The organism is Streptomyces sp. 2-1 (assembly GCF_048564895.1).
GTDB classification, from domain to species: domain Bacteria; phylum Actinomycetota; class Actinomycetes; order Streptomycetales; family Streptomycetaceae; genus Streptomyces; species Streptomyces phaeochromogenes.
Map to the genome: position 1 here is coordinate 5,620,371 of NZ_CP183383.1, position 24,478 is coordinate 5,644,848.

At 70.9% G+C, this 24,478-nt stretch carries 19 protein-coding genes and 1 pseudogene; 8 read left to right on the forward strand and 12 right to left on the reverse strand.

Going from position 1 to position 24,478, the window contains the following annotated elements; all coding sequences use genetic code 11:
• Positions 1 to 100: 100 nt before the first annotated feature.
• Complete coding sequence (locus ACN20J_RS24700; protein WP_189841464.1) at positions 101 to 997, forward strand: D-alanyl-D-alanine carboxypeptidase family protein; 897 nt, start codon at positions 101 to 103, stop codon at positions 995 to 997.
• A 468-nt stretch (positions 998 to 1,465) separates the two neighbouring features.
• A complete protein-coding gene (locus ACN20J_RS24705) occupies positions 1,466 to 4,357 on the forward strand; it encodes a hypothetical protein (RefSeq protein ID WP_419666837.1) in 2,892 nt (963 codons plus the stop codon).
• A gap of 156 nt (positions 4,358 to 4,513) precedes the next feature.
• Here the strand turns inward: ACN20J_RS24705 and ACN20J_RS24710 are convergent, their stop codons facing one another.
• From ACN20J_RS24710 to pdhA, 3 genes are read right to left on the reverse strand one after another with little or no spacing between them, the layout of a single operon-like run.
• A complete protein-coding gene (locus tag ACN20J_RS24710) occupies positions 4,514 to 6,019 on the reverse strand; it encodes a dihydrolipoamide acetyltransferase family protein (protein WP_190230778.1) in 1,506 nt (501 codons plus the stop codon).
• A gap of 10 nt (positions 6,020 to 6,029) precedes the next feature.
• A complete protein-coding gene (locus tag ACN20J_RS24715; protein ID WP_143641408.1) occupies positions 6,030 to 7,010 on the reverse strand; it encodes an alpha-ketoacid dehydrogenase subunit beta in 981 nt (326 codons plus the stop codon).
• Positions 7,011 to 7,012: 2 nt separating this feature from the next.
• On the reverse strand, positions 7,013 to 8,179 hold the full coding sequence (gene pdhA, locus ACN20J_RS24720; protein WP_055613033.1) for a pyruvate dehydrogenase (acetyl-transferring) E1 component subunit alpha: 1,167 nt from the start codon (positions 8,177 to 8,179) through the stop codon (positions 7,013 to 7,015).
• Positions 8,180 to 8,559: 380 nt separating this feature from the next.
• Here pdhA and ACN20J_RS24725 point away from each other — a divergent pair, with 380 nt between their 5' ends.
• The 3 genes from ACN20J_RS24725 to ACN20J_RS24735 all read left to right on the forward strand — a co-directional run bounded on the left by ACN20J_RS24725 (position 8,560) and on the right by ACN20J_RS24735 (position 10,965).
• Positions 8,560 to 9,225 carry a response regulator gene (locus tag ACN20J_RS24725; RefSeq protein WP_190230779.1) on the forward strand — a complete coding sequence of 222 codons (666 nt, stop codon included), beginning with the start codon at positions 8,560 to 8,562 and terminating at the stop codon, positions 9,223 to 9,225.
• A gap of 240 nt (positions 9,226 to 9,465) precedes the next feature.
• A complete protein-coding gene (locus ACN20J_RS24730) occupies positions 9,466 to 9,894 on the forward strand; it encodes a pyridoxamine 5'-phosphate oxidase family protein (protein ID WP_190230780.1) in 429 nt (142 codons plus the stop codon).
• Between the two features lie 45 nt (positions 9,895 to 9,939).
• The gene (locus ACN20J_RS24735) at positions 9,940 to 10,965 is read left to right on the forward strand and encodes a phosphotransferase (RefSeq protein WP_190230781.1); all 1,026 of its coding nucleotides are present in this window, start codon (positions 9,940 to 9,942) and stop codon (positions 10,963 to 10,965) included.
• Between the two features lie 137 nt (positions 10,966 to 11,102).
• Here ACN20J_RS24735 and ACN20J_RS24740 read toward each other — a convergent pair whose 3' ends face one another.
• On the reverse strand, positions 11,103 to 12,647 hold the full coding sequence (locus ACN20J_RS24740) for a protein kinase domain-containing protein (protein WP_361912083.1): 1,545 nt from the start codon (positions 12,645 to 12,647) through the stop codon (positions 11,103 to 11,105).
• A 346-nt stretch (positions 12,648 to 12,993) separates the two neighbouring features.
• Between ACN20J_RS24740 and ACN20J_RS24745 the strand changes: the two genes are divergently transcribed.
• The gene (locus ACN20J_RS24745; RefSeq protein ID WP_419666838.1) at positions 12,994 to 14,637 is read left to right on the forward strand and encodes a protein kinase domain-containing protein; all 1,644 of its coding nucleotides are present in this window, start codon (positions 12,994 to 12,996) and stop codon (positions 14,635 to 14,637) included.
• 135 nt (positions 14,638 to 14,772) lie between these two features.
• Here ACN20J_RS24745 and ACN20J_RS24750 read toward each other — a convergent pair whose 3' ends face one another.
• Together ACN20J_RS24750 and ACN20J_RS24755 are read right to left on the reverse strand one after the other, a co-directional pair.
• Positions 14,773 to 15,315, reverse strand: a complete 543-nt coding sequence (locus ACN20J_RS24750) for a bacterial proteasome activator family protein (RefSeq protein ID WP_055613039.1) — start codon at positions 15,313 to 15,315, stop codon at positions 14,773 to 14,775.
• Between the two features lie 86 nt (positions 15,316 to 15,401).
• Positions 15,402 to 15,989, reverse strand: a complete 588-nt coding sequence (locus ACN20J_RS24755) for a PadR family transcriptional regulator (protein ID WP_189841473.1) — start codon at positions 15,987 to 15,989, stop codon at positions 15,402 to 15,404.
• Positions 15,990 to 16,153: 164 nt separating this feature from the next.
• On the opposite strand from ACN20J_RS24755, the gene ACN20J_RS24760 reads away from it, so the two are divergent.
• Positions 16,154 to 16,663: a hypothetical protein gene (locus ACN20J_RS24760; protein ID WP_419666839.1), complete on the forward strand. Its 510-nt coding sequence runs from the start codon at positions 16,154 to 16,156 to the stop codon at positions 16,661 to 16,663.
• 49 nt (positions 16,664 to 16,712) lie between these two features.
• Here the strand turns inward: ACN20J_RS24760 and ACN20J_RS24765 are convergent, their stop codons facing one another.
• Complete coding sequence (locus ACN20J_RS24765) at positions 16,713 to 17,693, reverse strand: NAD(P)H-quinone oxidoreductase (RefSeq protein ID WP_361911857.1); 981 nt, start codon at positions 17,691 to 17,693, stop codon at positions 16,713 to 16,715.
• A gap of 154 nt (positions 17,694 to 17,847) precedes the next feature.
• Between ACN20J_RS24765 and ACN20J_RS24770 the strand changes: the two are divergent.
• Positions 17,848 to 18,558: pseudogene (locus ACN20J_RS24770) on the forward strand (phosphatase PAP2 family protein); the annotation flags it as partial.
• 12 nt (positions 18,559 to 18,570) lie between these two features.
• Here the strand turns inward: ACN20J_RS24770 and ACN20J_RS24775 are convergent.
• From ACN20J_RS24775 to ACN20J_RS24795, 5 genes are all read right to left on the reverse strand, one after another.
• On the reverse strand, positions 18,571 to 19,251 hold the full coding sequence (locus ACN20J_RS24775; protein WP_419666840.1) for a response regulator: 681 nt from the start codon (positions 19,249 to 19,251) through the stop codon (positions 18,571 to 18,573).
• Positions 19,252 to 19,258: 7 nt separating this feature from the next.
• A complete protein-coding gene (locus ACN20J_RS24780; RefSeq protein ID WP_419666841.1) occupies positions 19,259 to 20,731 on the reverse strand; it encodes a sensor histidine kinase in 1,473 nt (490 codons plus the stop codon).
• An 85-nt stretch (positions 20,732 to 20,816) separates the two neighbouring features.
• Complete coding sequence (locus ACN20J_RS24785; protein ID WP_189841478.1) at positions 20,817 to 21,914, reverse strand: potassium channel family protein; 1,098 nt, start codon at positions 21,912 to 21,914, stop codon at positions 20,817 to 20,819.
• On the reverse strand, positions 21,911 to 23,350 hold the full coding sequence (locus ACN20J_RS24790) for a molybdopterin molybdotransferase MoeA (RefSeq protein WP_419666842.1): 1,440 nt from the start codon (positions 23,348 to 23,350) through the stop codon (positions 21,911 to 21,913). The genes ACN20J_RS24785 and ACN20J_RS24790 overlap by 4 nt, the downstream gene beginning before the upstream one ends.
• The gene (locus tag ACN20J_RS24795; RefSeq protein ID WP_419666843.1) at positions 23,347 to 24,414 is read right to left on the reverse strand and encodes an NTP transferase domain-containing protein; all 1,068 of its coding nucleotides are present in this window, start codon (positions 24,412 to 24,414) and stop codon (positions 23,347 to 23,349) included. Before ACN20J_RS24795 ends, ACN20J_RS24790 begins: the two co-directional genes overlap by 4 nt.
• Positions 24,415 to 24,478 lie beyond the last annotated feature (64 nt).

A 24,478-nucleotide genomic window follows, 5' to 3' on the forward strand; every position in this document is an offset into this window, starting at 1 on the left:
TGCTACTCACATGTCACACAAGAAGGCGCCACTCCCAAGTGGCCGCCGTCCTGGGGCATTTGGCACCTTCGGTGCCTTCAACCTAATCGGGGTAATCGACTTGATAACCGTCATAAAGGGCGCACGAATTCGCAGAGCTGCCGCAGTGGTCGTCACCACCGGAGCCGTGCTCGCGACCGGGGCCCTCACAGCGGCGCCCGCGCAGGCCCTCGCGACCCCCACGGTCGTCGCCAAGGGCGGCTACGTGATGAACAACGGCACGGCCAAGACGCTCTACACCAAGGCCGCGGACACCCGCCGTTCCACCGGCTCGACGACGAAGATCATGACCGCGAAGGTCGTGCTGTCGCAGCCGAACCTCAACCTGGACGCCAAGGTCACCATCCAGAAGGCGTACAGCGACTACATCGTCTCCAAGAACGCCTCGTCGGCCCGGCTGATCGTCGGCGACAAGGTCACCGTCCGCCAGCTGCTGTACGGGCTGATGCTGCCGTCCGGCTGCGACGCCGCGTACGCCCTCGCCGACAAGTTCGGCTCCGGCTCGACGCGTGCCGCCCGCGTGAAGTCGTTCATCGGCAAGATGAACAAGCAGGCCAAGGACCTCGGTCTGACGAACACCAAGTTCGACTCGTTCGACGGGATCGGCAACGGCTCGAACTACTCCACCCCGCGCGACCTGACGAAGATCGCCAGCAGCGCGATGAAGAGCGCCAACTTCCGCGCGATCGTGAAGACGAAGAAGTACACGGCGAAGACGATCACGAAGACCGGTGGCACCCGCACGATGGCGGCGTGGACCAACACCAACGGTCTGCTCAACAGCTACAGCGGCACCATCGGCGTGAAGACCGGCTCCGGCCCCGAGGCCAAGTACTGCCTGGTCTTCGCCGCGACCCGCAACGGGAAGACGGTGATCGGCACCGTGCTCGCCTCGTCGTCGATCTCGGCCCGCGAGTCCGACGCGAAGAAGCTGATGAACTACGCCTTCGCCCGCTGAGTCCCCCCGGGGTGCGAAGGGGGCCGACCGCGCACAAGCGGTAGGCCCCCTTCGCCGTATGCCTACCGTGTCCTCAGTGACGCGTGTGATCCAACAGCCACGAAACGAGGGCCCTGGCGGCTCCGCAGGCGAGTCCGGCGAGCCACGCACGCACGAGGGCAAGGCGGTCGCGGCGCGTGATTCGGGTACGGGGCATCGTTCCTCCGTGAAGGGCGGTGGATCAGTGTCGACGACCGGCAGCGAGCCGGCCGACCGGGCGCCAACCACTCTCGGCCCCGCTCACGATCCGATTCCCGGTTGCGACGAGAGGCCGGACGTGAACCGTCTCGCCCCAGTTGGGCCCCACGAACAAGCTCGGTGCGCAACGATGTTGCGATGAGTCGCGATGAGTGGGGCGGTCCGGTGCGCCGACCCCGACCACTGGCACGAGCGCGGGTGCCGGTGGGTCCATTACGCGATTTCAAGGACATGTTGTACGAGGTGTACGAGGCTGCCGGCGCACCGACTCTGGACGAGATCGTCGTTGAGATCGCCGCCGACGACAGCCTCGCCGCCCGGCCGAACCGCGACACCGTACGTCGTTGCATCGGTTCACCGCAGTTGCCGGCGCAACAGTCCGTCGCGGTGGCCGTGATGGCGGTGTTGGCGCGCAGGGCCGCTTGGGACATGCACGACATGACGCGCCGGGTGGTTGATCTGTGGCTGCGGGCACGGGCGTACCAGCCTCCGGGACAGCCGATCGCGGACTGCGTGGATCCGTCGGCCCTGGAGGTGCATCGGGCGATCGAGGCCGACGACGAGAACATCAGCCTGCCGATGCTGCCGGCCTATGTCGTCCGTCCCCACGACACGAGGCTGCGTTCATTGGCCGAAGAAGCCGTGTCGGGACAGAGCCGAATCGCGGTGCTGGTCGGCGGCTCGTCCACGGGCAAGACAAGAGCGTGCTGGGAGGCGGTCCAACTCCTTCCGCCGGAATGGCGCTTGTGGATCGTGCAGGGCATCTCGGCCGCCCTCGAAGAGCTGCCCTCGATCGCCCCGTGCACAGTGGTCTGGTTCGACGAGACGCACAACCGTTGTCTTCACACACCCGCCGGGGAAGTCCTCGCCGACGGGCTGCGCGCGTTGCTGCACGATCCCGATCGCACGCCCGTCCTCGTATTGGGGACGATGTGGGAGGAGACGTGGCACACCCTCACAGCCGTGCCCGCCGACCGGGACGAGGACCGGCACAAGCGGGCCCGGGCACTCCTCACGGGCTGCGCGGTGGCGGTCCCGTCAGCCTTCACCACTGTTGCCGACCGGACCGCGCTTCGGGAGCAGGCCGCAATCGACCCTCGCCTGAACAGGGCCCTCGCGAATGCGCGGGATGGCGAGGTGACCCAGTACCTGGCGGGCACGCCGGTCCTGGTCGAGCGGTATCGGAACGCGCCACCGGCGGCGAAGGCGCTGATCGATGCGGCGATGGACGTCCGCCTCCTCGGCCACGGACCCGATCTCCCGCTGCCGCTGCTGGAGGCCGCCGCTCCCGCGTATCTCACGAACGCCCAGTGGCAGCGGCTGGCGCGGCTCCCGGACTGGCTGGAGCGGGCCCTTGCCTACACGGAGGCGGAGTGCAGAGGCGTGCCCGGTCCACTCGCGCGCATGCATCCCCGGCCCGGCGAGCCCCGACCCGGCGAACCTTCGTATCGACTGGCCGACTTCCTCGAACAAGAAGGTCGCCGCGCTCGAAAGGCCGTACGGAGTCCAGCGGGAGCATGGGACGCGCTCATCGGCTTCGCCCATCGTGGTGACCTTGTCACCCTGGCGCGATCCGCCCAGCACCGGGGGCTGCTGCGCATCGCGATGGACCTGTGCTCCGCCGCGGCCGTTGCCGGCGACAGCGCGGCCTTCCCCACGGCCGGGAAACTCCTGGAGCATGCGGGCCACATCGACGCGGCGACCGCCTGGTACGAGCGGAATGTGTTGCTCGGCGACTGCTTGTCGTTGTCCTCGGTCACGGACATGCTGCTTGCGACGGACCGCGGCTCCGAGGCACGTGCCCTGCTGCTGCGTGCCCTGCACTCCGAGCACGACAACGTCAGGCAACACGCGGCCGACCGGCTGTCGGAAGTCGGCGAGGGCCACCACGGAGAACTCACTCGGGAGTCGGCAGCCGAATGGCTGCGGCCCGCCGCCGACGTCGGCCACACCACCGCCCGTTGGCAACTCGCCGTCATCGCTCAGGAGTCGGGAGAACTGGAACAGGCGATCTCGGGTTTCCAGCGCATCGCGGAGGACGATCGCTGGTGGGTGCACGAGGCGGCGGGTCGTGCGATCGCGCTCATGCGGGAGAACGGACGCGTCGCGGAGGGGCTGGCATGGATATGCGGACTGGCCGAGTCCGGGGACGCCACCGCTATGCGCCTGGCAGCCGAAACCCTCGATGCGGAAGGCCGTGTCGAGGAGTCACTCCGGTGGTATGCGGCGGCAGCCCGCGCGGGCACGCTCGTCTCCTTGCCGAAAGCAGTCGAGAGGCTCCTTGACGCGAACCGCGCTCGGGACGCTCTCGCCTTGATCGACGAGTGTGTGTCGATGGGCACGGCCCATGTTCTGCCGGTCGCCGCGGAACTGCTGTGGCACCGGCTGGGCCGCACGGAGGAAGCGCTCGCCCTGTACGGGCGGGCGGCGCGGCTCGGTGACGCGCATGCCATGAGATGCGCTGCCGAGAACCTGCTGCGGGCAGGACGCGCGAAAGAGGCGCGGGACTGGTATCAGCGTGCGGCTTCGGCCGGTACCGGAGATGCGACGCGCCACGCCAGCGGCCGGCTGTGGGGTACGGCTCAGCAGGAGACGGCGCTCTCGTGGTCCCGTCAGGCCGTACGGACCGGCCATGAGGAAACAACCGGTCATGGGGAAGCCCTGACGACGGCCGAGGGTGATGCTCCCGTCGCCCTTGAACACGCGAACCGGCCTCTGCCCATGACACGGCCTGCGCAGGAGGCGACCGCGCCGCCGCGGGGACTCGCGCAGGGCGGCGAGCGCCCGGCCTCTTTCGAGTCGTCGCGGGTACCAGCGGCAACCACCTCCGAGGACAGCCTGAGGGCCCTTCTGAAACAGGCCGAGGAGGGGGACATCCACGCGGCGGAGCAGGCTGTGGATGCCCTGGAGAGGGCCGGCCGCGACGAAGAGGCACTCGTCCTGTGGGAACGGATCGCTCCGTTCACTGACGTCTGGGGTCACTCCCACGTGGTGCGGCTGCTGAGGCGGACCGGCAGACACGGGGAGGCCGAGTCCCTGACCCGGTACGGCTGGGAGCCCGACGCCACGATCGCCCGGCCCTGGGACGCGCCTGCACCACCCCCGCTCGCGAACGGCCACTGACCGGCCAGTGAGCTGCCCGCTGCCCGGCGCATGCCGCGTCGAACAGAAGGTCGAACAGAAGAGGGGCACCGCGATCCAAGCCTGCGGCGCCCCCTTCCTGCTTCTTGAGAGCCTGCCCCGGCCTTGCTTCTTGGGAGCTGCCCCGACCAAGACCCGTCAGGCCCAAGTAATCAGCCGCTTGGGCTGCTCCAGAATCGCGGCCACATCCGCCAGCACCTTGGAGCCGAGCTCCCCGTCCACCAGGCGGTGGTCGAAGGAGAGCGCAAGGGTGGTGACCTGACGAGGCTTGACCTTGCCCTTGTGGACCCACGGCTGGAGCTTGATCGAGCCGACGGCGAGGATCGCGGACTCACCCGGGTTGAGAATCGGCGTACCGGTGTCGACGCCGAACACACCGACGTTCGTGATCGTCACCGTGCCGCCCTGCATCGCCGCCGGTGACGTCTTGCCGTCGCGGGCGGTGGCGACCAGCTCCCCGAGCGATTCGGCGAGCTGGGGCAGGGTCTTGGCGTGGGCGTCCTTGATGTTCGGGACGATCAGGCCGCGGGGCGTGGCGGCGGCGATGCCCAGGTTCACATAGTGCTTCTGGACGATCTCCTGGTTGGCCTCGTCCCACGAGGCGTTGACCTCCGGGTGGCGCTTGATGGCGACCAGCAGGGCCTTGGCGATCAGCAGCAGCGGATTGACCCGCAGCCCCTGGAGCCCGTACGTGTCGGGGGCCCTCTTGATCTCCTCGACCAGCTTCATCGTGCGCGTCACGTCCACCGTCACGAACTCGGTGACGTGCGGCGCGGTGAACGCCGAGCCGACCATCGCGGCGGCGGTCGCCTTGCGGACGCCCTTGACCGGGATACGGGTCTCCCGGGCGCCGTCGTACGTGGCGACCGGGGCCGGAGCCGGAGCCCGGACGGGAGCCGGCGCCGACGCGGGCACTGCCGCGGCCGGAGTCTCCTGGACGGGAGTGGCCGGGGCCACCGCCGCGTGCACATCCTCGCGCGTGATGATCCCGTCAGGCCCGGACGGTGTGACCGTCGCCAGGTCGACGCCGAGATCCTTGGCGAGCTTGCGCACCGGAGGCTTGGCGAGCGGGCGTGCCGCCGGAGCCGCGTGACCGTGCCCGTTCAGCTCGCTCTGGACGGCCACCTTCGCCGCGGCGGCCTCGGGCTGCTGGGCCGGAACCCCCCTGCGGGGGCGGCGCTTCGTGGAGGACTCCGAGACCCCGTAGCCGACGAGGACCGGCGTGCGGCCCGCGGGCTTGGGCTTCTCGTCGGAAGCCGCGGGCTTCTCCGGAGGAGCTTCGGTCCGCTCGGCGGGAGCCGCCGGAGCGGAGGCGGCTGCCGGAGCGGACGCGGCCGGGGCCTGTGCCTCGGCCGGCGGGGCGGCCGGAGCGGCTCCGCCGTTCACGTCCACCGCGATGATCACCTGGCCGACGTCCACCGTCGTCCCCTCGGGGAAGCGCAGCTCGTGCACCACCCCGTCGAAGGGGATCGGCAGCTCGACGGCGGCCTTGGCGGTCTCGACCTCGCAGACCACCTGGCCATCGGTGACCGTGTCACCGGCCTTGACGTACCACTTGAGGATCTCGGCCTCGGTCAGGCCCTCGCCCACGTCGGGCATCTTGAACTCGCGAAGTCCCGAGGCAGTCTCAGTCATCGTCGTCACGACCCTCTCCTCAGTACGCCAGCGAGCGGTCGACGGCGTCGAGCACCCGGTCCAGGCCAGGCAGGTACTCCTCCTCCAGCCGTGCCGGCGGGTACGGGGCGTGATAGCCGCCGACCCTCAGCACGGGTGCCTCCAGGTGGTAGAAGCACCGCTCCGTGATCCGGGCCGCGATCTCCGCGCCCGTCCCCAGGAACACCGGTGCCTCGTGGACCACGACCAGGCGGCGGGTCTTCTCGACCGAGGCCTGGATGGAGTCGAAGTCGATGGGGGACATGGACCGCAGGTCCACCACTTCGAGGGACTTGCCCTCTTCCTGGGCGGCGGCCGCGACCTCCTGGCAGACCTTCACCATCGGGCCGTACGCGGCCAGCGTGAGGTCGCTGCCCTCGCGCACCACGCGCGCCTTGTGCAGTGGGCCGGGGATCGCCTCGCGGTTGACCTCGGACTTGTCCCAGTAGCGCCGCTTCGGCTCGAAGAAGATCACCGGGTCGTCGCTCTGGATGGCCTGCTGCATCATCCAGTACGCGTCGGAGGCGTTCGACGGGGAGACGACCTTGAGGCCCGCGACGTGCGCGAACAGGGCCTCCGGGGACTCGGAGTGGTGCTCGACCGCGCCGATGCCGCCGCCGTACGGAATGCGGATCACGACGGGGAGCTTGATCTTGCCGAGCGCCCGCGCGTGCATCTTCGCGAGCTGCGTGACGATCTGGTCGTACGCCGGGAAGACGAAGCCGTCGAACTGGATCTCCACCACCGGGCGGTAGCCGCGCAGGGCGAGGCCGATCGCCGTGCCGACGATGCCCGACTCGGCGAGCGGGGTGTCGATGACCCGCTCCTCGCCGAAGTCCTTCTGCAGACCGTCCGTCACCCGGAACACACCGCCGAGCTTGCCGACGTCCTCGCCCATGATCAGGACCTTGGGGTCGGCGTCGAGGGCCGTGCGCAGCGATTCGTTGATCGCCTTGGCCAATGCCATCTTTTCCGCGGTCATCGCTACTTGCCCTCCCCTTCATCGGCGAACGACGCCTGGTAGGCGGCGAACTGGGCCCGCTCCTCGTCGACGAGCGCGTGCCCGTCCGCGTACACGTTCTCGAAGATGGCGAAGTGGTCCGGGTCGGGCATGGCGCGGACCGCTTCGCGCACTCGCCTTCCCAACGCCTCGCTCTCGGCCTCGAGTTCCGCGAAGAATCCCTCGTCCGCGTGGTTTGAAGCCTCCAGGTACGTGCGCAGGCGCTGGATCGGGTCCTTCGCCTCCCACGCCTCGCGCTCCTCGTCGGCCCGGTACTTGGTCGGGTCGTCCGAGGTGGTGTGGGCGCCCATGCGGTACGTGTACGCCTCGACGAGGGTGGGGCCCTCGCCCCGGCGGGCGCGCTCCAGGGCCCACTTGGTGACGGCGAGGCACGCGAGGACGTCGTTGCCGTCGACGCGGACGCCCGGGAAGCCGTAGCCCTGCGCGCGCTGGTAGAGCGGAACGCGGCTCTGGCGCTCGGTGGGCTCGGAGATGGCCCACTGGTTGTTCTGGCAGAAGAACACGACGGGGGCGTTGTAGACCGCGGAGAAGGTGAACGATTCAGCGACGTCGCCCTGGCTGGAGGCGCCGTCTCCGAAGTACGCGATCACGGCCGAGTCGGCGCCGTCCTTGGCCACACCCATGGCGTAGCCGGTGGCGTGCAGCGTCTGCGAGCCGATGACGATCGTGTAGAGGTGGAAGTTGTTGCTGTTCGGGTCCCAGCCGCCGTTGTTCACGCCGCGGAACATGCCGAGGAGGTTGGTCGGGTCGACCCCGCGGCACCAGGCCACGCCGTGCTCACGGTAGGTCGGGAAGACGTAGTCGTCCTCGCGGGTGGCCCGTCCGGAGCCGATCTGGGCGGCCTCCTGGCCGAGCAGCGAGGCCCACAGGCCCAGCTCGCCCTGGCGCTGCAGGGAGGTGGCCTCGGCGTCGAAGCGGCGGGTGAGCACCATGTCGCGGTACAGGCCGCGGAGCTCTTCGGGGGTGATGTCGGCTACGTACGCGTCATATTCGCCATTCTTGACGCGCTTGCCCTCGGGCGTCAGCAGCTGTACGAGCTCGGGCTGGGCGCCCGGCGGCTTCTTCGCAGCGGTGCGCTTGGTACCGGCGCTGCGTCGCGGCTTGCGCGCGGCAGTGCTCTCCACGGTCACGTGTGCTCCTCCGTCGGTCCGGTCCCCGGGGTTGCCGGGTGACCAGTGCGGCTCGCCTGATCTCCGTACCCGCGCACGGGGTGGGTGCGCTCGGCCGGGAACAGGCGTGACAGGTGCCCCGGCGAGCGCCCTGCACATAGCACGTTACCCAGTGCTCCACATTTCTGTGAAACCCCTCCTGACCTGCGTTTTTGCTTGGATTTCCGAGTACTTTCCACTCGGACTTCCAAGTACTTCGCGCCGATCGGGAACAGTCGCTGGTCAGAGCACTGGTTACAGCCTGGCAGGGGGCCGGAACACCGGCACGTTATCCCGGTCACCCCGGGGACGGGAAGAGTCCGACCGGGGCGGCCGGAAAGATCGTGTGTGAGACTGACTCCGTGCGCGAAGAAGGAAAAATCACTGTATTTCTTCTCGACGACCATGAGGTGGTCCGCCGGGGTGTGCACGAGTTGCTCTCGGCGGAGGACGACTTCGAAGTGGTCGGCGAGGCGGGCACGGCGGCCGACGCGCTGGCGCGAATTCCGGCCAGCCACCCGGACGTCGCCGTCCTCGACGTACGCCTGCCGGACGGCAGCGGGGTCGAGGTGTGCCGCGAGATCCGCTCCCGGGACGAGAGCATCAAATGCCTGATGCTGACGTCCTACGCCGACGACGAGGCCCTCTTCGACGCGATCATGGCGGGCGCCTCGGGCTACGTCCTCAAGGCGATCCGCGGCGAGGAGCTGCTCTCTGCGGTCCGTGACGTCGCCGCCGGCAAGTCCCTGCTCGACCCGGAGGCCACCGCCCGCGTGCTGGAGCGGCTGCGCGACGGAGGCAGCGCCAAGGGCGACACCCGGCTCGCGAGCCTCACCGACCAGGAGCGCAGGATCCTCGACCTGATCGGCGAGGGGCTCACCAATCGCGTGATCGGCGAGCGGCTCCATCTCGCCGAGAAGACGATCAAGAACTACGTCTCCAGTCTGCTGTCCAAACTCGGCATGGAGCGACGTGCGCAGGCCGCCGCCTATGTGGCCCGGATGCAGGCGGAGAAGCAGCAGCGCTGAGTTTCCGCGCCCCACGTGCCCTGCGTGTCCCACGCGCCTCACGCGCCTCACGCGCCTCACGCACCTCACGCGCTCTACGGAGGGCCGTGTCCAGTTGTCCGCGCTCTCCGTAGAGGCCGATCAGCGCTGCGCGGACGCCGTCCCGCACTCCGTAGAGGCCGCTTATTCAGGACTTATGTCCCTGCGCGGAAGGTCGGGCGGCCCTTTCTCCGGCTCCCGCGGTGCCGCACATTGAGAGGCATGCCGACCGACGAACAGCTCGCCGCCGGACTGCTCGGCCGCGTCCAGCACGGCCGCCTGGCGGCCAGCATGCGCGCGCTGCCCTTCCTGGCCACGGCCCGCCACATCGTGGTGGGCGGCCGTGTCCTGCTGCGGATCCACAAGGGGTACGGCCACCACCGGGCGTGCGCGGGAAGCGTCGTCGCGTACGGCGCGGACAACCTGGGCTCCCCGCGCGCGGGCGAGGGCGAGGGCCACTGGTCCGTCCAGGTCGTCGGCGTGTGCGAGACCGTCGAGCCGACCTCCGCCCAGCTCGCGCTCTTCGGCCCGGCCCCGCGCCGCGTGGACGACGCGCCCTTCGAGCCCGTGTACCTGGAGGTCACACCGGAGTTCGTCACCGTGCACTCGACGGACGGTGGCCTGGAGCTTGCACACCAGCACTGTCCGTGACAAGCCCGAGGTCAACGGCCTCTCCGGTGCCCTAACATCTGGCGCGTGCCGCGCTCATCTGTTTCGCCCGCCCTCTCCCCCGCACCCCCGCTGGGCGCCCTGCTGCGGCGATACGCCGCCGGGGCCCCGCTGGCCTGCGAACCCGTCGACCAGGGGCTGCTCAACCGCGGCTACCGCCTCGCCACCACCCGGGGCCGGTACTTCCTCAAGCACCATTTCGACCCCGAGACCGCCGACCCCGCCGCGATCGCCCGCCAGCACCGCGCGACCCAGCGCCTCGCCGACCTCGGCGTCCCGGTGGCCCCGCCGCTGACCGGCACCGACGGCCGCACGGTCGCCGTCGTCGGCGGCCACGCGTACGCGCTGCACCCCTGGATCGACGGACGCCACCGCAGCGGGGCCCAGCTCACCACGGAGCAGTGCCGGCGCCTGGGGGCGCTCCTGGGCGTCGTACACGCCTCCCTGGAGCAGGTGATGCCGCCGCGGCGGGCCGAGGAGCGTGCGGAGAGCGCCGACCCCTCCGACACCTTCGCCCTCATCGACGACCTGCTCGCCCGGGTACGCCGCCACCACCCGGCCGACGCCTTCGACGAACTGGCCCGCCACCGCCTCCTGGAGCGGCGCGCCCTGCTGGAACGGCACGCGGACCGACGGCCCCCGCAGGGCGGCTCGGTGGGCTGGGTGCACGGGGACTTCCACCCCTTCAACGTGCTCTACCGGGGAGACACCCCCGCCGCGATCGTCGACTGGGACCGGCTCGGCGTCCAGCCGCAGGCCGAGGAGGCGGTGCGCTCCGCGGTGATCTTCTTCGTACGCCCGGCCGGCACACTCGACCTGACGAAGGTACAGGCCTACGCGCGCGCGTACCGGCGCTCCGCGCGGGCCACCCCCTCCGAGCTCTCGGCCGCCGTGCACCGCGTGTGGTGGGAGCGGCTCAACGACTTCTGGATACTGCGCTGGCACTACGAGCGCGGGGACACCCGCGCCGACCCGCAGTTCCCCGCGGCCTCCGCGCTGGCGGTGTGGTGGACGCGGGAGTACGACGCGGTGTGCGAGGCGTTCGTGGGGTGAGGCCGAAACGGATCGACCGCCGCAGCCATCTCACTCGGCTCGGCCGCCTCGGCCGTGGGGCTCGTGAAACGGCACGCGCGCGTGGAGCCCGATTCCGGGTTCCACGCGCGCGTGAAGGGTGTTACGGAGGGGCCGGGTCAGCCTTCGGCGCCTTCCACGTCACCGACTTCGCCCGTCGGCTCGCCCGACGGCGTCTCTTCATCCGTCGGAGTCGTCTCCGGGTCCGTCGGCGTCTCTTCGTCCGTCGGAGTCGTCTCCGGGTCCGTCGGCTCGCTCTTCGTGGGAGATGGGCTGTTGCTCGGCGATGTCGTGTACGACGGCGTGAAGTCCGGGTCGCCGCCCGTGCCGGTGTCCTGGTCCGTGGGCTCGTCCGTGGGCTCGTCGGACGTGCTCTCGCTCGGAGTCGTTTCCTTCTCGGTCTGCGAGGTGGTCGGCGACTGCGTCGTGCTGCCCCCGCCGCCGTCGCCGTTGCCGTTCTGCAGCGCCAGCGCGACCCCCGCCGCGATCGCGACCACCGCGAGGACCGCCAGGATCCACAGCTTGCCGCGGCCGCTGCCCCGGTTGCCGTGTCCCTCGAAGCCCCCGTCGTCGCCTCCGCCACGGCCGGGCGGCAGCATCGGTGACGGGATCTGGGTGGTGCCCGAGTCGCCGGGGTGCGGCAGCCCGGCGGAGCCCGCGAGGCCCATCGCCGGGGTGTTCACAGCCTCGTGCATCTCCACGGGACCGGTGTTCCAGGTCCCGGTGTGGCCGCCCTGGTCGTACAGCATCTGCAGCCCGTACTGGGTGAGCCCGCGCATCTCCTCCGCGGTCTGGAACCGGTCGTCCGGCTCCTTCGCGAGCGAGCGCATGACCAGGCCGTCCAGCTCCGGCGGCGCCGCGTCCGAGACCTCGGAAGGGGGCACCGGGATGTCCTGGACGTGCTGGTAGACCACCGAGAGCGGGGTCTCACCGGTGAACGGCGGCCTCAGCGCGAGGAGTTCGTACAGGAGGCAGCCCGTCGCGTACAGGTCGCTGCGGTGGTCGACCGCCTTGCCGAGCGCCTGCTCCGGCGAGAGGTACTGGGGCGTGCCCATGACCATGCCGGTTTGAGTCATTGTCGACTGGGCGCCGTGCAGGGCGCGGGCGATGCCGAAGTCCATCACCTTGACCGCACCGGTGTTGGTGATGATCACGTTCGCGGGCTTGATGTCGCGGTGCACGATGCCGTGCTGATGCGAATAAGCGAGCGCTTCCAGCACTCCGGAGACGATGATGAGCGCCTGCTCGGGCCCGGGCGCCTCGGCGTTGAGCAGCAGGTCACGGATCGTGCGGCCCTCGACGAGCTCCATCACGATGTACGGGACGACCTGGTGTCCGACCACGTCCTCGCCGGAGTCGTAGACCGCCACCACCGCATGGTGGTTGAGCCCGGCCACCGACTGTGCCTCGCGCGTGAACCGCGCCTTGGACACGGGGTCTTCCGCCAGGTCGGAGCGGAGCAGCTTGACCGCGACGGTGCGCCCCAGCCGGACATCCTCGGCGGCGAACACCTCGGCCATGCCGCCCCGGCCGAGTCTGTGGGTCATCCGATACCGGCCGTCGCCGACCAGCCCGCCGTTACCCCAAAACTCCGGCGCATCTGACATACCGCCGCCAGTCGCCTCGGGGTCGGACGGGCCCTGAGCGCGCTGCTGTGCCATCAGTCCTCGCCGTCGTTTCTGTCCGCACCGGTCGAAGGTACGCGCGGTGGTTGTTACGGTCTCCGTCGGGCCACGCTACAGCCTCCGCGTGAGAGGCCGACCCGGGATGGACCGGCCATGAAACCCACAGCCGGTCCGCGCGTGCAAATTCTGTGTACCGGGCGTACGGCACCTGTAACGCTTCCGCGACTCTTCTTTCGCGTACGGTCACGGAACGGGCACCGAGCTTGACGTGTCAGTGCCCTCCGGCAGACTTGGCCGGGAATAACACTATGGATCACCGCCACGGGGGCCACATCAGCAGCTTCGGCCCGCGTGATCGGGGCACGCCGATGGGGGACGCAGAGACATGAGCCAGGACGGCGGACACGGCCGGTACGCGGGGCGTTCGGTCGCCGGCGGGCGCTACCAACTGCGCGACCTGCTCGGCGAGGGCGGCATGGCCTCGGTCCATCTCGCGTACGACTCGGTTCTCGACCGACAGGTCGCGATCAAGACACTGCACACCGAGCTCGGCCGTGAGCAGGCCTTCCGCGAGCGCTTCCGCCGCGAGGCCCAGTCCGTGGCCAAGCTCACGCACACGAACATCGTCTCGGTCTTCGACACCGGCGAGGACGACCTGGACGGGGCGACGACTCCGTACATCGTCATGGAGTACGTCGAGGGCCGCCCGCTCGGCTCGGTCCTCGACCAGGACATCGCCCAGTTCGGCGCCATGCCCGCCGACAAGGCCCTGAAGATCACCGCGGACGTGCTGGCGGCCCTGGAGATCAGCCACGAGATGGGCCTGGTCCACCGCGACATCAAGCCGGGCAACGTGATGATGACGAAGCGGAACGTCGTCAAGGTGATGGACTTCGGCATCGCCCGCGCCATGCAGTCCGGTGTCACGTCGATGACGCAGACCGGCATGGTCGTCGGCACCCCGCAGTACCTCTCCCCGGAGCAGGCCCTCGGCCGGGGCGTGGACGCCCGCTCGGACCTGTACTCGGTCGGCATCATGCTGTTCCAGCTGGTCACCGGACGGCTGCCGTTCGAGGCGGACTCGCCGCTGGCCATAGCGTATGCGCACGTCCAGGAGGAGCCCGTCCTGGCCTCCTCGGTCAACCGCTCGCTGCCACCGGCCGTGGACGCGCTGATCACCCGCGCCCTGAAGAAGAACCCGAACGAGCGTTTCGTCAGCGCCGAGTCGATGCGCGACGAGTGCCTGCGCGTGGCCCAGTCGTTCCAGGCCGCACCGCCGAGCATCGTGCCGGGCGCCCAGACGTCGAGCGGCGCCGGTGTCGGCTCCGCGGTGTTCCCCCCGGTCGACCAGTCGGCCCAGGCCCCGCAGGGGAACGTACAGACGCCGTACCAGCCGGGCGCCTACGGCCCGCCGACCCCGGCGCACTCGTCCACACCCGCCCCTTCGTACGGCTATCCGCAGCAGGGCGGCTACCCGACGCCGGCCCAGACCGCCGCTTACTCCCCGCAGCAGGGCTTCTCCACCCCGCCGCCGTACACGATCACGCCGCAGCAGTCCTCGGCGCCCGCCTCCGGGGGTGGCCGCAAGAGCAACATGCCGGTGATCGTGGGCTCGATCGTGGTCGCGCTGGCCGCCGTCGGCGGGCTGATCGCCGCGCTGCAGCTGGGCGGCGGGGGCGACGACGACAAGGGCGGCGGCGGTACCGAATCCAGCGCGTCGGCGTCCGAGGTGGCCGGGCACAAGGGGCCGGACACCACGAAGAAGATCGAGAAGACCGAGTGCACGGAGCCCGACGAGTCGTACAACGACGCCGACAAGATCAAGGTCCCGGACTTCAAGTTCAAGAACATGGACTCTGTGAAGGCGTGTCTGCAGGCGGCGGGCTGGCAGTACGAGAGCCAGCCGGTCGACGAGAACGCCTACGGCCAGGACACGGTGATGAGCCAGATCCCCGCGGCGGACGCGGACGTCGACCCCGAGAGCATGCCCAAGATCCAGCTCTATGTGTCGACGGGCAACCCCGCCTGATTCCTTGACCGTTCGGACACGCGAAGGGGCCCGGCATTTCTGCCGGGCCCCTTTCGTCCGCGCGCTGTTCGGAGTGATGGGAGTCGTCGGAATTACGGGTGCAGGTTCGGATACGGGTACTGGTACGGCCCGCAGTTACAGGTACGGACCCCCGACACGGCCGCCCGCACGCGGGTCGTCGTCCTCCTCGCCGCCGCCCACACCCGGCGGAAGCGCCCGGCGCATCGACTCCAGCTGGGCGCGGGCCGCCATCTGCTGGGCGAACAGGGTGGTCTGGATCCCGTGGAAGAGCCCCTCCAGCCACCCGACCAACTGGGCCTGCGCGATCCGCAGTTCGGCGTCGGAAGGGATGCCCTCGTCCGTGAACGGCAGGGACAGCCGCTCCAGCTCGTCAACGAGATCGGGAGCGAGCCCGTCCTCCAGCTCCTTGACCGAGCTGGCGTGGATCTCCTTGAGCCGGACCCGGCTCGCCTCGTCCAGAGGTGCCGCACGCACCTCCTCCAGCAGCTGCTTGATCATGCTCCCGATGCGCATGACCTTGGCGGGCTGCTCCACCATCTCCGTCACCGGGACCTCACGGGAGTCCTCGTCTCCTCCGCCGCCGAGAGCCATCCCGTCCTGGCCAACGACCAGGATCTGGGGGTTCTCCGGCGACCTTTCGTTCCTCGGCATCTCCATGCCGCCATTCTCTCGCACCCGCACACTTCATCACCCTGGTGCCCCCTCCCGGGCGTGATCCACCATGTACGCACCGGCGTCGCGCGTCAGACCGACGGCATCGGCGGCGTCGGCGGCTGCTGCGGTGGATCCGTGGCCGCCGCCTCCGCGAGCCGCAGCAGCCGGGCCTCGCAGTGGTCGAGCCACCGCATCTCGGCCTCCGCACGGAAGACCAGGTGCTCCAGGACGAGCAGCCGGGCCACCTCGTCCCGGTGCCCGGGGCCCTCCGCGAGCGCCTGCGCCCGCAGCCGGGTGTACGTGTGCATCGCCTCCGAGAGATACCGCCGCTGTGTCTCGACGATCGCCCGAATGTCGGCCCCCGGCGCCCCGACCGCCATGGCCAGCTTGATCGCCAGCTCGTCACGCGGCAGGTTCGTACGCTCCACGGGACGTGTGAACCAGGACCGCAGTTCGGCCCGGCCCGCGTCCGTCAGCGCGTACAGCACGTGTCCGGCCTCGTCGACGCCCTGCTGAACGACCAGACCGTCCCGCTCCAGCCGGCCCAGCGTCGTGTAGACCTGCCCGATGTTCAGCGGCCAGGTGGAGCCGGTGCGCGTCTCGAACTCGGTGCGCAGCCGCGAACCGTAGCGGGGCCCACGCTCCAGAAGTGCCAGCAGACCGTGACGTATCGACATAACCGGTATCTCTACCCCGTACATCTGTTCACGCCAAGAGTGTCACTGAGGGTGATCGCGTCGACCGCGTCGGCACCCGGACGGTCGGGATGCCGGTGTGGGCGCCCCGTGTGACTCTGGTGCCGTCGATCTTGGTTCCTTCGCACCAGGAGGGGGTCACCGACGTGACTCCATGGCTCCGCCCCCTGCACGTGACCGGCCTGCTGCTGGTCCTGCTGGCGGGCCCCGCTCCGATCTCGTACGCCGTCCCCCACGTCTCCTCCTACGAACCCGCACCCGGCGAGTCACGGGCCGGGAGCCGGGCCGGAGAGGGACGCGAGCGGCCGGGCCGGCCACCCGCGCCGACGGAGGAGTCAGAGGAAGAGCAACAGGAAGAGCAGGACGAAGAGGCAGCTCCGGACGAGGGGCAGGAAGAAGCACCGGAGGAGGACGGCGGGGCCGGTCACCCGGACGGGCCAGCGGACGGCGAGCAGTCGGAGGGCGCTGTCGCCCCCGAGACGCCCGGGAACACCGCGCCCCGGTCCCACCCGCCGTTCGACGCCGAGCAGGCCGCCGGCCGCCAGGTACACGCCTCGGAACCCGTCCTGCGGGTCCTGCCCCTCGGCAGCGGACTCGTCCTCATCGGCCTGGGCCTCGGCCTCGCGTTCGTCGCACTGCGCGTGCGGCGGGGCTGAGACGGGGCGGGCCACAATCTGCCGCGGCCCCCGCCCCAGGCGTCGAGTCCTACGGGAGCGTGAGCAGCACCTTGCCGATGTTCCCGCTCTCCTCCAGGACCCGGTGCGCCGCTGCCGCGTCGCTCATGGGCAGCTCGCGGTCGACCACCGGACGTACGTGACCGGCGGAGATCAACGGCCAGACGTGCTCCTGTACGGCCGCGACGATCGCCGCCTTCTCCCCGGCGGGACGGGCCCGCAGCGAGGTCGCGGTGACGGCGCCGCGCTTGCCCAGAAGCATCGCGATGTTCAACTCGCCCTTGATGCCGCCCTGCATGCCGATGATCGCGAGCCGTCCGTTGACCGCGAGGGCCTGGACGTTGCGGTCCAGGTACTTGGCGCCCATGTTGTCGAGGATGACGTCGGCGCCCGCCCCGTCGGTGGCGGCCTTGATCTCCTCGACGAAGTCCTGCTCGCGGTAGTTGATCAGCACGTCCGCGCCGAGGTCGGCGCAGAAGTCCAGCTTCTCCTTGCTGCCCGCGGTGACGGCGACCTTCGCGCCGACGGCCTTGGCCAGCTGGATCGCCATGGTGCCGATGCCGCTCGCCCCGCCGTGCACCAGCAGCGTCTCGCCGGGGCGGAGGTGGGCGATCATGAAGACGTTGGACCAGACCGTGCAGGTCACCTCGGGCAGCGCGGCCGCCTTGTCGAGCCCGATCCCCTCGGGCACGGGCAGCAGCTGCCCGGCCGGCACCACCACCTTCTCGGCGTACCCGCCGCCGGAGAGCAGCGCGCACACCTCGTCCCCGACGGCCCACCCCGAGACACCGGCGCCGACCGCCACGATCCGCCCGGAACATTCGAGGCCGGGGTACGGGGACGAGCCCGGCGGCGGATCGTAGAACCCCTGCCGCTGCAGCAGATCGGCACGGTTCACCGCGCTCGCCGCCACCTGGATGAGGACTTCCCCGTCGCTGGGAACGGGGTCCGGCGCCTCCGCCCACTTGAGCACTTCGGGGCCGCCGGGCTGGGTGATGGTCACTGCCTTCATGGGGCCGACGCTACTCCTGTCACAGAGCGTGTCCCTGCCAGGTACCCGGCAACACTCGCCCGTGCCCGATCACGTCAACCCTGACGATCGTCAAGGTCGGGGGTTGACGTTCGGCCGAGGTTCGCGGCTGCCCCCGCTCCTACGTTCAGGCCGTATGGAAAAAGCGTCGCGAGAGAAGACCAGGGCCGGTCGGCTGCCGGCCGCGCTGGGCCTCCTGGGCATGGGTGCGGGAGGGGTCGTCGCGCTCTCCCCGGGCGGCTCCTGGCTGTCCCCGGGCGGGCTGGGCGAGGCCGGAGCGATCGAGGTCACCGACGGAACCTCGGCGTCGGCCTACCGCTCGGTGACCGGGTGGACGGCGGACGGACCGTCCTGGCTGGGGCCGTTCCTGGAAGTGGCCACCGAGGGCACTCTGGTGATCCTCGGGCTGCTGCTGGCCTGGGTGGGCTGGACGGCCCTCCGCCGCGGAAGCGCCCGAGGGGTTGCAGGAGCCATGTTGACCGGCCTCGGCACCGTCGTCGCCTACGCGATCAGCGAGGCCGTGAAACTGGTGGTGGACGAGGAACGGCCCTGCCGTGCACTGCCGTTGACGGCCGACGTGATCGCGGAGTGTCCCGCGGCGGGTGACTGGTCGTTCCCGAGCAACCACGCCACCCTGGCCGCCGGGCTGGCGGTCGGCCTGGCCCTGCTGCGGCCCCTCCTCGCCGCGGTCACGCTGCCGCTGGCGGGGGCCGCCGCGCTGCTACGGGTCCTCGTGGGGGTTCACTACCCGCACGACGTACTCGCCGGTGCGGTGCTCGGCGGAACCGTGGTGGCGGCTGTGCTGCTCGCGTTCATGCCGCTCGCACAGCGGTCGGCGTCAGCACTGGGGCTGCGGGCGTCACGACCGGGGAGCCTGAGGAGGAAGGACTCCGGCTTCATGGGCCACGACAGCGGCAGCGGCCCGGTTGTCCACACCGAGCCTCGCCAGGATGGAACTCACATGGGCCTTGACCGTTCCCTCCACCACATGCAGCCGCCGGGCGATCTGACCGTTGGACAGCCCGCTGCCGAGGAGGGCCAGCACGTCCCGCTCCCGAACGGTGAGAGCGGCGACCCGGTCCCGGGCGGCGGAGCGCCGGCCGGCCAGGGTGCCCGCGCCCGTCACGGCGAGGTGCGTGACGACCCGGGCCGCGACCTTCGGTGACAGATAGGCGGCGCCCTCGGCCACCGCGCGAACGCCCCTGATCAGTTCCTCGGGCTCGCCCGACTTGATCAGGAAGCCGGCCGCGCCACCGCCGAGCGCCTGGAGGATGTAGTCGTCCTCACCGAACGTCGTCAGCATGACGATGCCCGTGGCCGGCACCGTGCTCCGGATCTCCGCCGCCGCCTCGATGCCGTTGATCCCCGGCATACGGATGTCGAGTACGGCCACCGCCGGTCGGTGGCGCCGGGCCAGTTCCACCGCGTCGTGCCCGTCGACGGCCTCGGCGACGACCTCGATGTCCGGATCCGTGGCGAGAACGGCGCGCACCCCGGCGCGGATCATCGGCTCGTCGTCGGCGATCAGCACCCGGATCACCGGGCGCTCACGGGGTGAGCGCGGCCAGGGACACGAGCGTGTCCTCCCGGAAGCAGAGCCGGTAGGCGTCCCCGGACCGGTCGTCGAACCGGTCGGCCGTCATCGCGTAGTACTCGCACGTCGTACCGGGTCCCCTTGGTTCGGCGGCCGACGGCCGGTGGTTCGTCTGACGGTCCGGCAGGACACGCTCCACTTCGACGCGATCCTGCCCCACGCGCAGACGGGCGTAGTCGCCCGGGTCCAGGACCGACCTCGACGCCGAGAGCATCTCCCACCCCACCAGTGCTCCGCCCAGCAGCGCCCCGGTCAGCAGAGGCACCATGAGCGCGGCCACGAAGGCCCGGCCGACACGGCGGCGGGCACGCAGATGTTCCCGCGGCAGCTCGCGGTCGGGCCTCGACGCCGTGGAGAACGTCGACTCCGTGGAGCTGGGGGGTCGTGACGGCTGCGCCGGGGGTGCGTGCGGAATCCGTGCGACGACGGCGAACCCCTCGCCACGCGGGCCGTGATCGCACGAGCCACCGGCCAGCCGCACACGCTCTTCTATGCCGACGAGGCCACGCCCGCCGCCCCGCGGCCGGGCACCGGTCGCGGACGAGGGCGGGCCGTTCTCCACCACCACCCTTGTCTCCGTGGCCGCATGCGTCACGTGGACGGTCGCCGTCGCGTCGGGCGCGTGCTTGGCGACGTTGGTCAGTGCCTCCTGCACGACGCGGTGAGCGGCCCGTTCGACCACCGGCGGCAGCCCGTCCGCCTCGCCCTCGATACGCAACTCGACCATGAGCCCGGCCGCCGAAGCCTCCGCGGTCAGCTCGGTGAGGTCGGCGCCGACCGGGCGCAGCGGTGCGTCGTCGGTCTCCTCCCGCAGGACACCGATCACCTCTCCGAGCCGTTCCACCGCGGCCCCCGCCCTGACCCTGATGTCGCCCGCGGCCCTTCGGTGGTGTTCTTCGAGACCCGGCGCGAGTTTCAGAGCACCGGCCGACAGCGCGATCAGGCTCAGCTCGTGGCCAAGTACGTCATGCATGTCCTGCGCGATGCGCGCCCGCTCCCGCAGCCGTGCCTGATCGGCGACCAACCGCTGCTCGCGCTGCAACTGCTCGGCGCGCTCCCAGCCGGCCCGTGCCAGCTCCTGGTACTGGCGCCAGAACCGGCCCGCGAACCAGGGAAGCATCGCGGCGACGACCACCACCGCCACGAACTGGCTCCCCCATGGGAGCCAGGCCGGCACGACGGACACCGCCACCACGCCGGTCGCGAGAATCGCGACGAGGGCGAGCACGGTCGCTCCCGTCGGCCCGGGCCGACGGCCCGCCAGGAACGCGACGACGCCGGTCGGGACGGTCCACCACAGGTTCACCATGCTGAGACCCGCGGCCAGCACGGCGCCCGCCGTCAGAAGACCGCCCGGATCGAGAACCGGCCGGGAACCAGCCCTCCCGGCCTCCAGGGCCACACCGTTGATCGCCACGCTGTCCATGCACGCGACGGTACGGACGTCGAGGGCGGTCCGACACTGCCGAAAGTCCAATGCCCGCGCCTGCGGCGCCCCCGGTGGGCGAAGTTCAGTCCTGCCGCAGTGGCCTCATGTCCGGTGCGACCTGGGTGTGCGGGGTGACGCGGACGATGGTGATCAGACGGTCCGTCAACTGCAGCTTGCCGATGGCGGGATCGTCGTAGCCGAGGACGCGGTGTCCTCGTACGACGCTGACCACCAGGTCCTCGGTCTCGCGGACGCCCTTGCCGACCTCGGCCTTTATGACGGGCCGTTCGACGATGTCGAGGCCGCTGCCCTGCTGGATGAGGTCCTCCATGACCATGCCGGCGCTGGGGCTGAGCACGGAGAGACCGAGGAGGCGGCCGGCCGCGCTGGCGCTGGTGATGACGGCGTCGGCGCCGGACTGCTTGAGCAGCGGCGCGTTCTCCTCCTCGCGCACGGCGGCCACGATCTTCGCCCCGCGGTTGAGCTGCCGGGCCGTCAGCGTGACGAGCACGGCGGTGTCGTCGCGCTGGGTCGCGATGATGATCTGGCGGGCCCGTTGGACCTCGGCGCGGATCAGCACGTCACTGCGGGTGGCGTCGCCGACCACGCCCGCGTACCCGTCCGCCGTCGCCGCGTCGATCACCTTGAAGTTGGGATCGACGACCACGACCTGCTCCTTCTTCAGCCCCGTCGCGCACACGGTCTGAATCGCGGAGCGACCTTTCGTGCCGAACCCGATGACAACGGTGTGCTCCCTCAAAGCGGTCCTCCAGCGGTTCAGTCGCCACTCCTCCCGGGTGCGTTCGGTGAGGACCTCGAGAGTGGTGCCGACCAGGATGATCAGGAACATCACGCGCAAGGGCGTGATCACGAAGATATTGGTGAACCGGGCGGCGTCACTGACGGGGGTGATGTCGCCGTATCCGGTGGTGGAGAGCGTGACGGTCGCGTAGTAGAAGGCGTCGAGCAGGTCGACCGAGCCGTCCGAGTTGTCGTTGTAGCCGTCGTGGTCGGCGTAGACGATGAGGGCGGTGCCGACCAGCACGAGCAGCGCGATGGTGACCCGTTTGGCGACCTGCCTCAGCGGATGTTCCACCCGTCGGCGAGGCAGTCTCACCCGGCGGGTGACGACGCGTTCCTCCGCGTGACGGGCGATCGCGTCCTGGCCCGGAAGTTTCACGTGAAACACACCCCGATCCCGGCCGTCGCCCAGGGCAGGTCGAGAATCTCCAGCTCCTGGCCGGGGCGCGCCCCGCCGGGCGGCACGACCGCGAGCGCGTCGGCCACGGCGATGCCCCGCAGCATGGCCGGTCCGTTGTAGTGCAGCGGTACGGCCCGGTCCTCGCGCAGGACGACGGGGATCAGCCGGGTGTCGTACGGATGGCCGTGCACGGTCTCCTTCAGGGGCAGCGTGTAGGTCTCCGGGGCCGCGCGGCCCGCGAGGGTGCGCAACAGGGGTTCGGCGAGCGTGAGCAGGCCGGAGACGGCGGCGAGGGGGTTGCCGGGGAGGCCGACGAGGTGCTGGTTCTCCTTGGTGCGGGCCAAGAGCATGGGGTGGCCGGGGCGCACCTTGACGCCGTCCACCAGGAGTTCGGCGTCGATGCGGCGCAGGGTGGGGTGCACATGGTCGACCGGGCCCGCGGCGGTGCCGCCGGTCGTGACGACGAGGTCGGCGTCGGAGTTCTTCAGGGCCTTGCGAAGGGCTTCGGCGTCGTCGCCGAGCCTGCGTACGGCGATGACGTCCGCGCCGAGCGCGCGCAGCCAGGACGGCAGCATCGGGCCGAGCGCGTCGCGGATCAGCCCGTCGTGGGGCAGGCCCTCGGTGAGCAACTCGTCCCCGAGGACGAGGACTTCGGCGCGGGGCCGGGGGAGGGCCGAGACGGTGTCGTATCCGGCGGCGGCGGCCAGCCCGAGCACGGCCGGGGTGACCACCGTGCCGCGCTGCAGCAGGGGATCGCCGGAGCGGCACTCCTGGCCACGGGGACGAATGTCCTGACCGGGTACGACCTCCCGGGTCGCGTGGAGCCGTTCCTTCTCATCGGTGCGGCCGTGCTCGCTGCGGATCACCGCGGTGACGTCCTGCGGGATCCGTGCGCCGGTCGCGATACGGACGGCCTCGCCGTCGGTGAGGCGCTCGGGCTCGGCGTGGCCCGCGAGGACCCCCTCGGCCCGGACGTGCCAGGGTCCCGGCCCGGCGACGGCCCAGCCGTCCATCGCGGAGGTGTCGAACGACGGGAGGTCCGTGAGGGCGGCGAGGGGAGCGGCGAGTACGAGGCCCAGCGCGGCGTCGAGGGACACGGAGACGGGGGCGTCCGGCCGACGGGGGGCTCGGCCGGCGAGGGCGCGGGCCTCGGGCCAGGGGGTTGCTTTGTGGTGGCCGTGCTCGGCCGTGCGGGCCCGGGAGGTTCCGTCGGCGGTGCCGGCGTCGGTCCCGGCGGTGTGTTGCCCGGGCTCCCGGTTTCCGCCCCTCGGCGACGGCGGGGGCACGGCGGGAGAGCCTCCAGTGGCTCCGGAGCCGTCGGGCACCTGGGCACCGCCTTCCTTGGCCAGGGCGAGGGCCTCCTCCACGTCGAGGTCGTCGAGGTCGACCTCCTCGTACTGCCCCGGGGCGGTCATCCGGCGTCCGGGCGGGCTTCGGGAGCGGCGGTATCGGAGCCGGTGCCGGTACTGGTGCCGGTGGCGGTCTCGGTGCCGGTCCCGGTGCTGGTGCCGGACGGGCCCGTCGGGGGTGGTGCGGTGCCGTCGTCGGCCTCCGCCTCCGCCGCCCAGCGCAGCGCCAGTGCCGTCGCCTTGCGGGCGGCTTCCGCGACCGCCTCGGGGCCCCCCTTGGCCTGCGCCGCCGCGTACCCCACGAGGAACGTGGTCAGCGGTGCCGCCGGGCGGGCCACGCCGTGCGCGGCGTCGCGGGCGAGGTCGAGCAGGGTGCCGGTGTCGACGTCCAGGTCGATGCCGAGCTCGTCCTTGACTGCGGTGATCCATTCATCCAACACGTGCCCATGCTCCCTGATACGTGCCCGGGCGGCGGCGATGTCGTCCCAGGTGTCGCAGTCGAAGGACGCGACGGGGTCGGTGATACGGGTGAGTTCGAGCGCATTGGTGAGCCGGCGCAGCGGCAGCCCGGTCAGTTCGCCGTGCTCGCCACGGAGGGCCGCCAGCTCGCGGCGCAGCGCCGCACTCCGGTACGCGGCCACCAGCGGCTGGTCCCGACCGCCGGAGTCGGTGAGCAACACGCCCTCCGTGTCTGCCTCTTGAAGAGCGGTCAGCAGCCGCTCGACCGTCTTCTCGTCCAGGAACGGCAGGTCGGCGGAGAGCACCACGACGTACGCGGCGGCGGTGTGCCGGAGTCCGGCGTCGAGGGCGGCCAGCGGACCCCCGCCGGGCGGGTCCTCGCGCGCCCACTCCACCGGACGCGCGGTGGGCCGGGGCTCCGCGACGACCACGGTGACTGCCGCGCCCGAACAGGCGGCCAGGACGCGGTCGAGCAGGGCGCGGCCACCCACGTGAACGCCGGGCTTGTCCGCCCCGCCGAGGCGGCGGGCGGCACCGCCGGCGAGCACGACGGCGTCATGGCCGTCCGTGTCCCGGCCGTCCACACCGGGTGCGCCGGAGGAACCGGGCCCGATGGAGGAACCGGGTGCGCCGACGGAACCGGGTGCGCTGGGACGCTCGTACGCGGTCACCCCCCGAGTATGGGCGCCCGATGGATCATTTCCACCCCCGCGCACAGCATGTGGACGGGGGTGG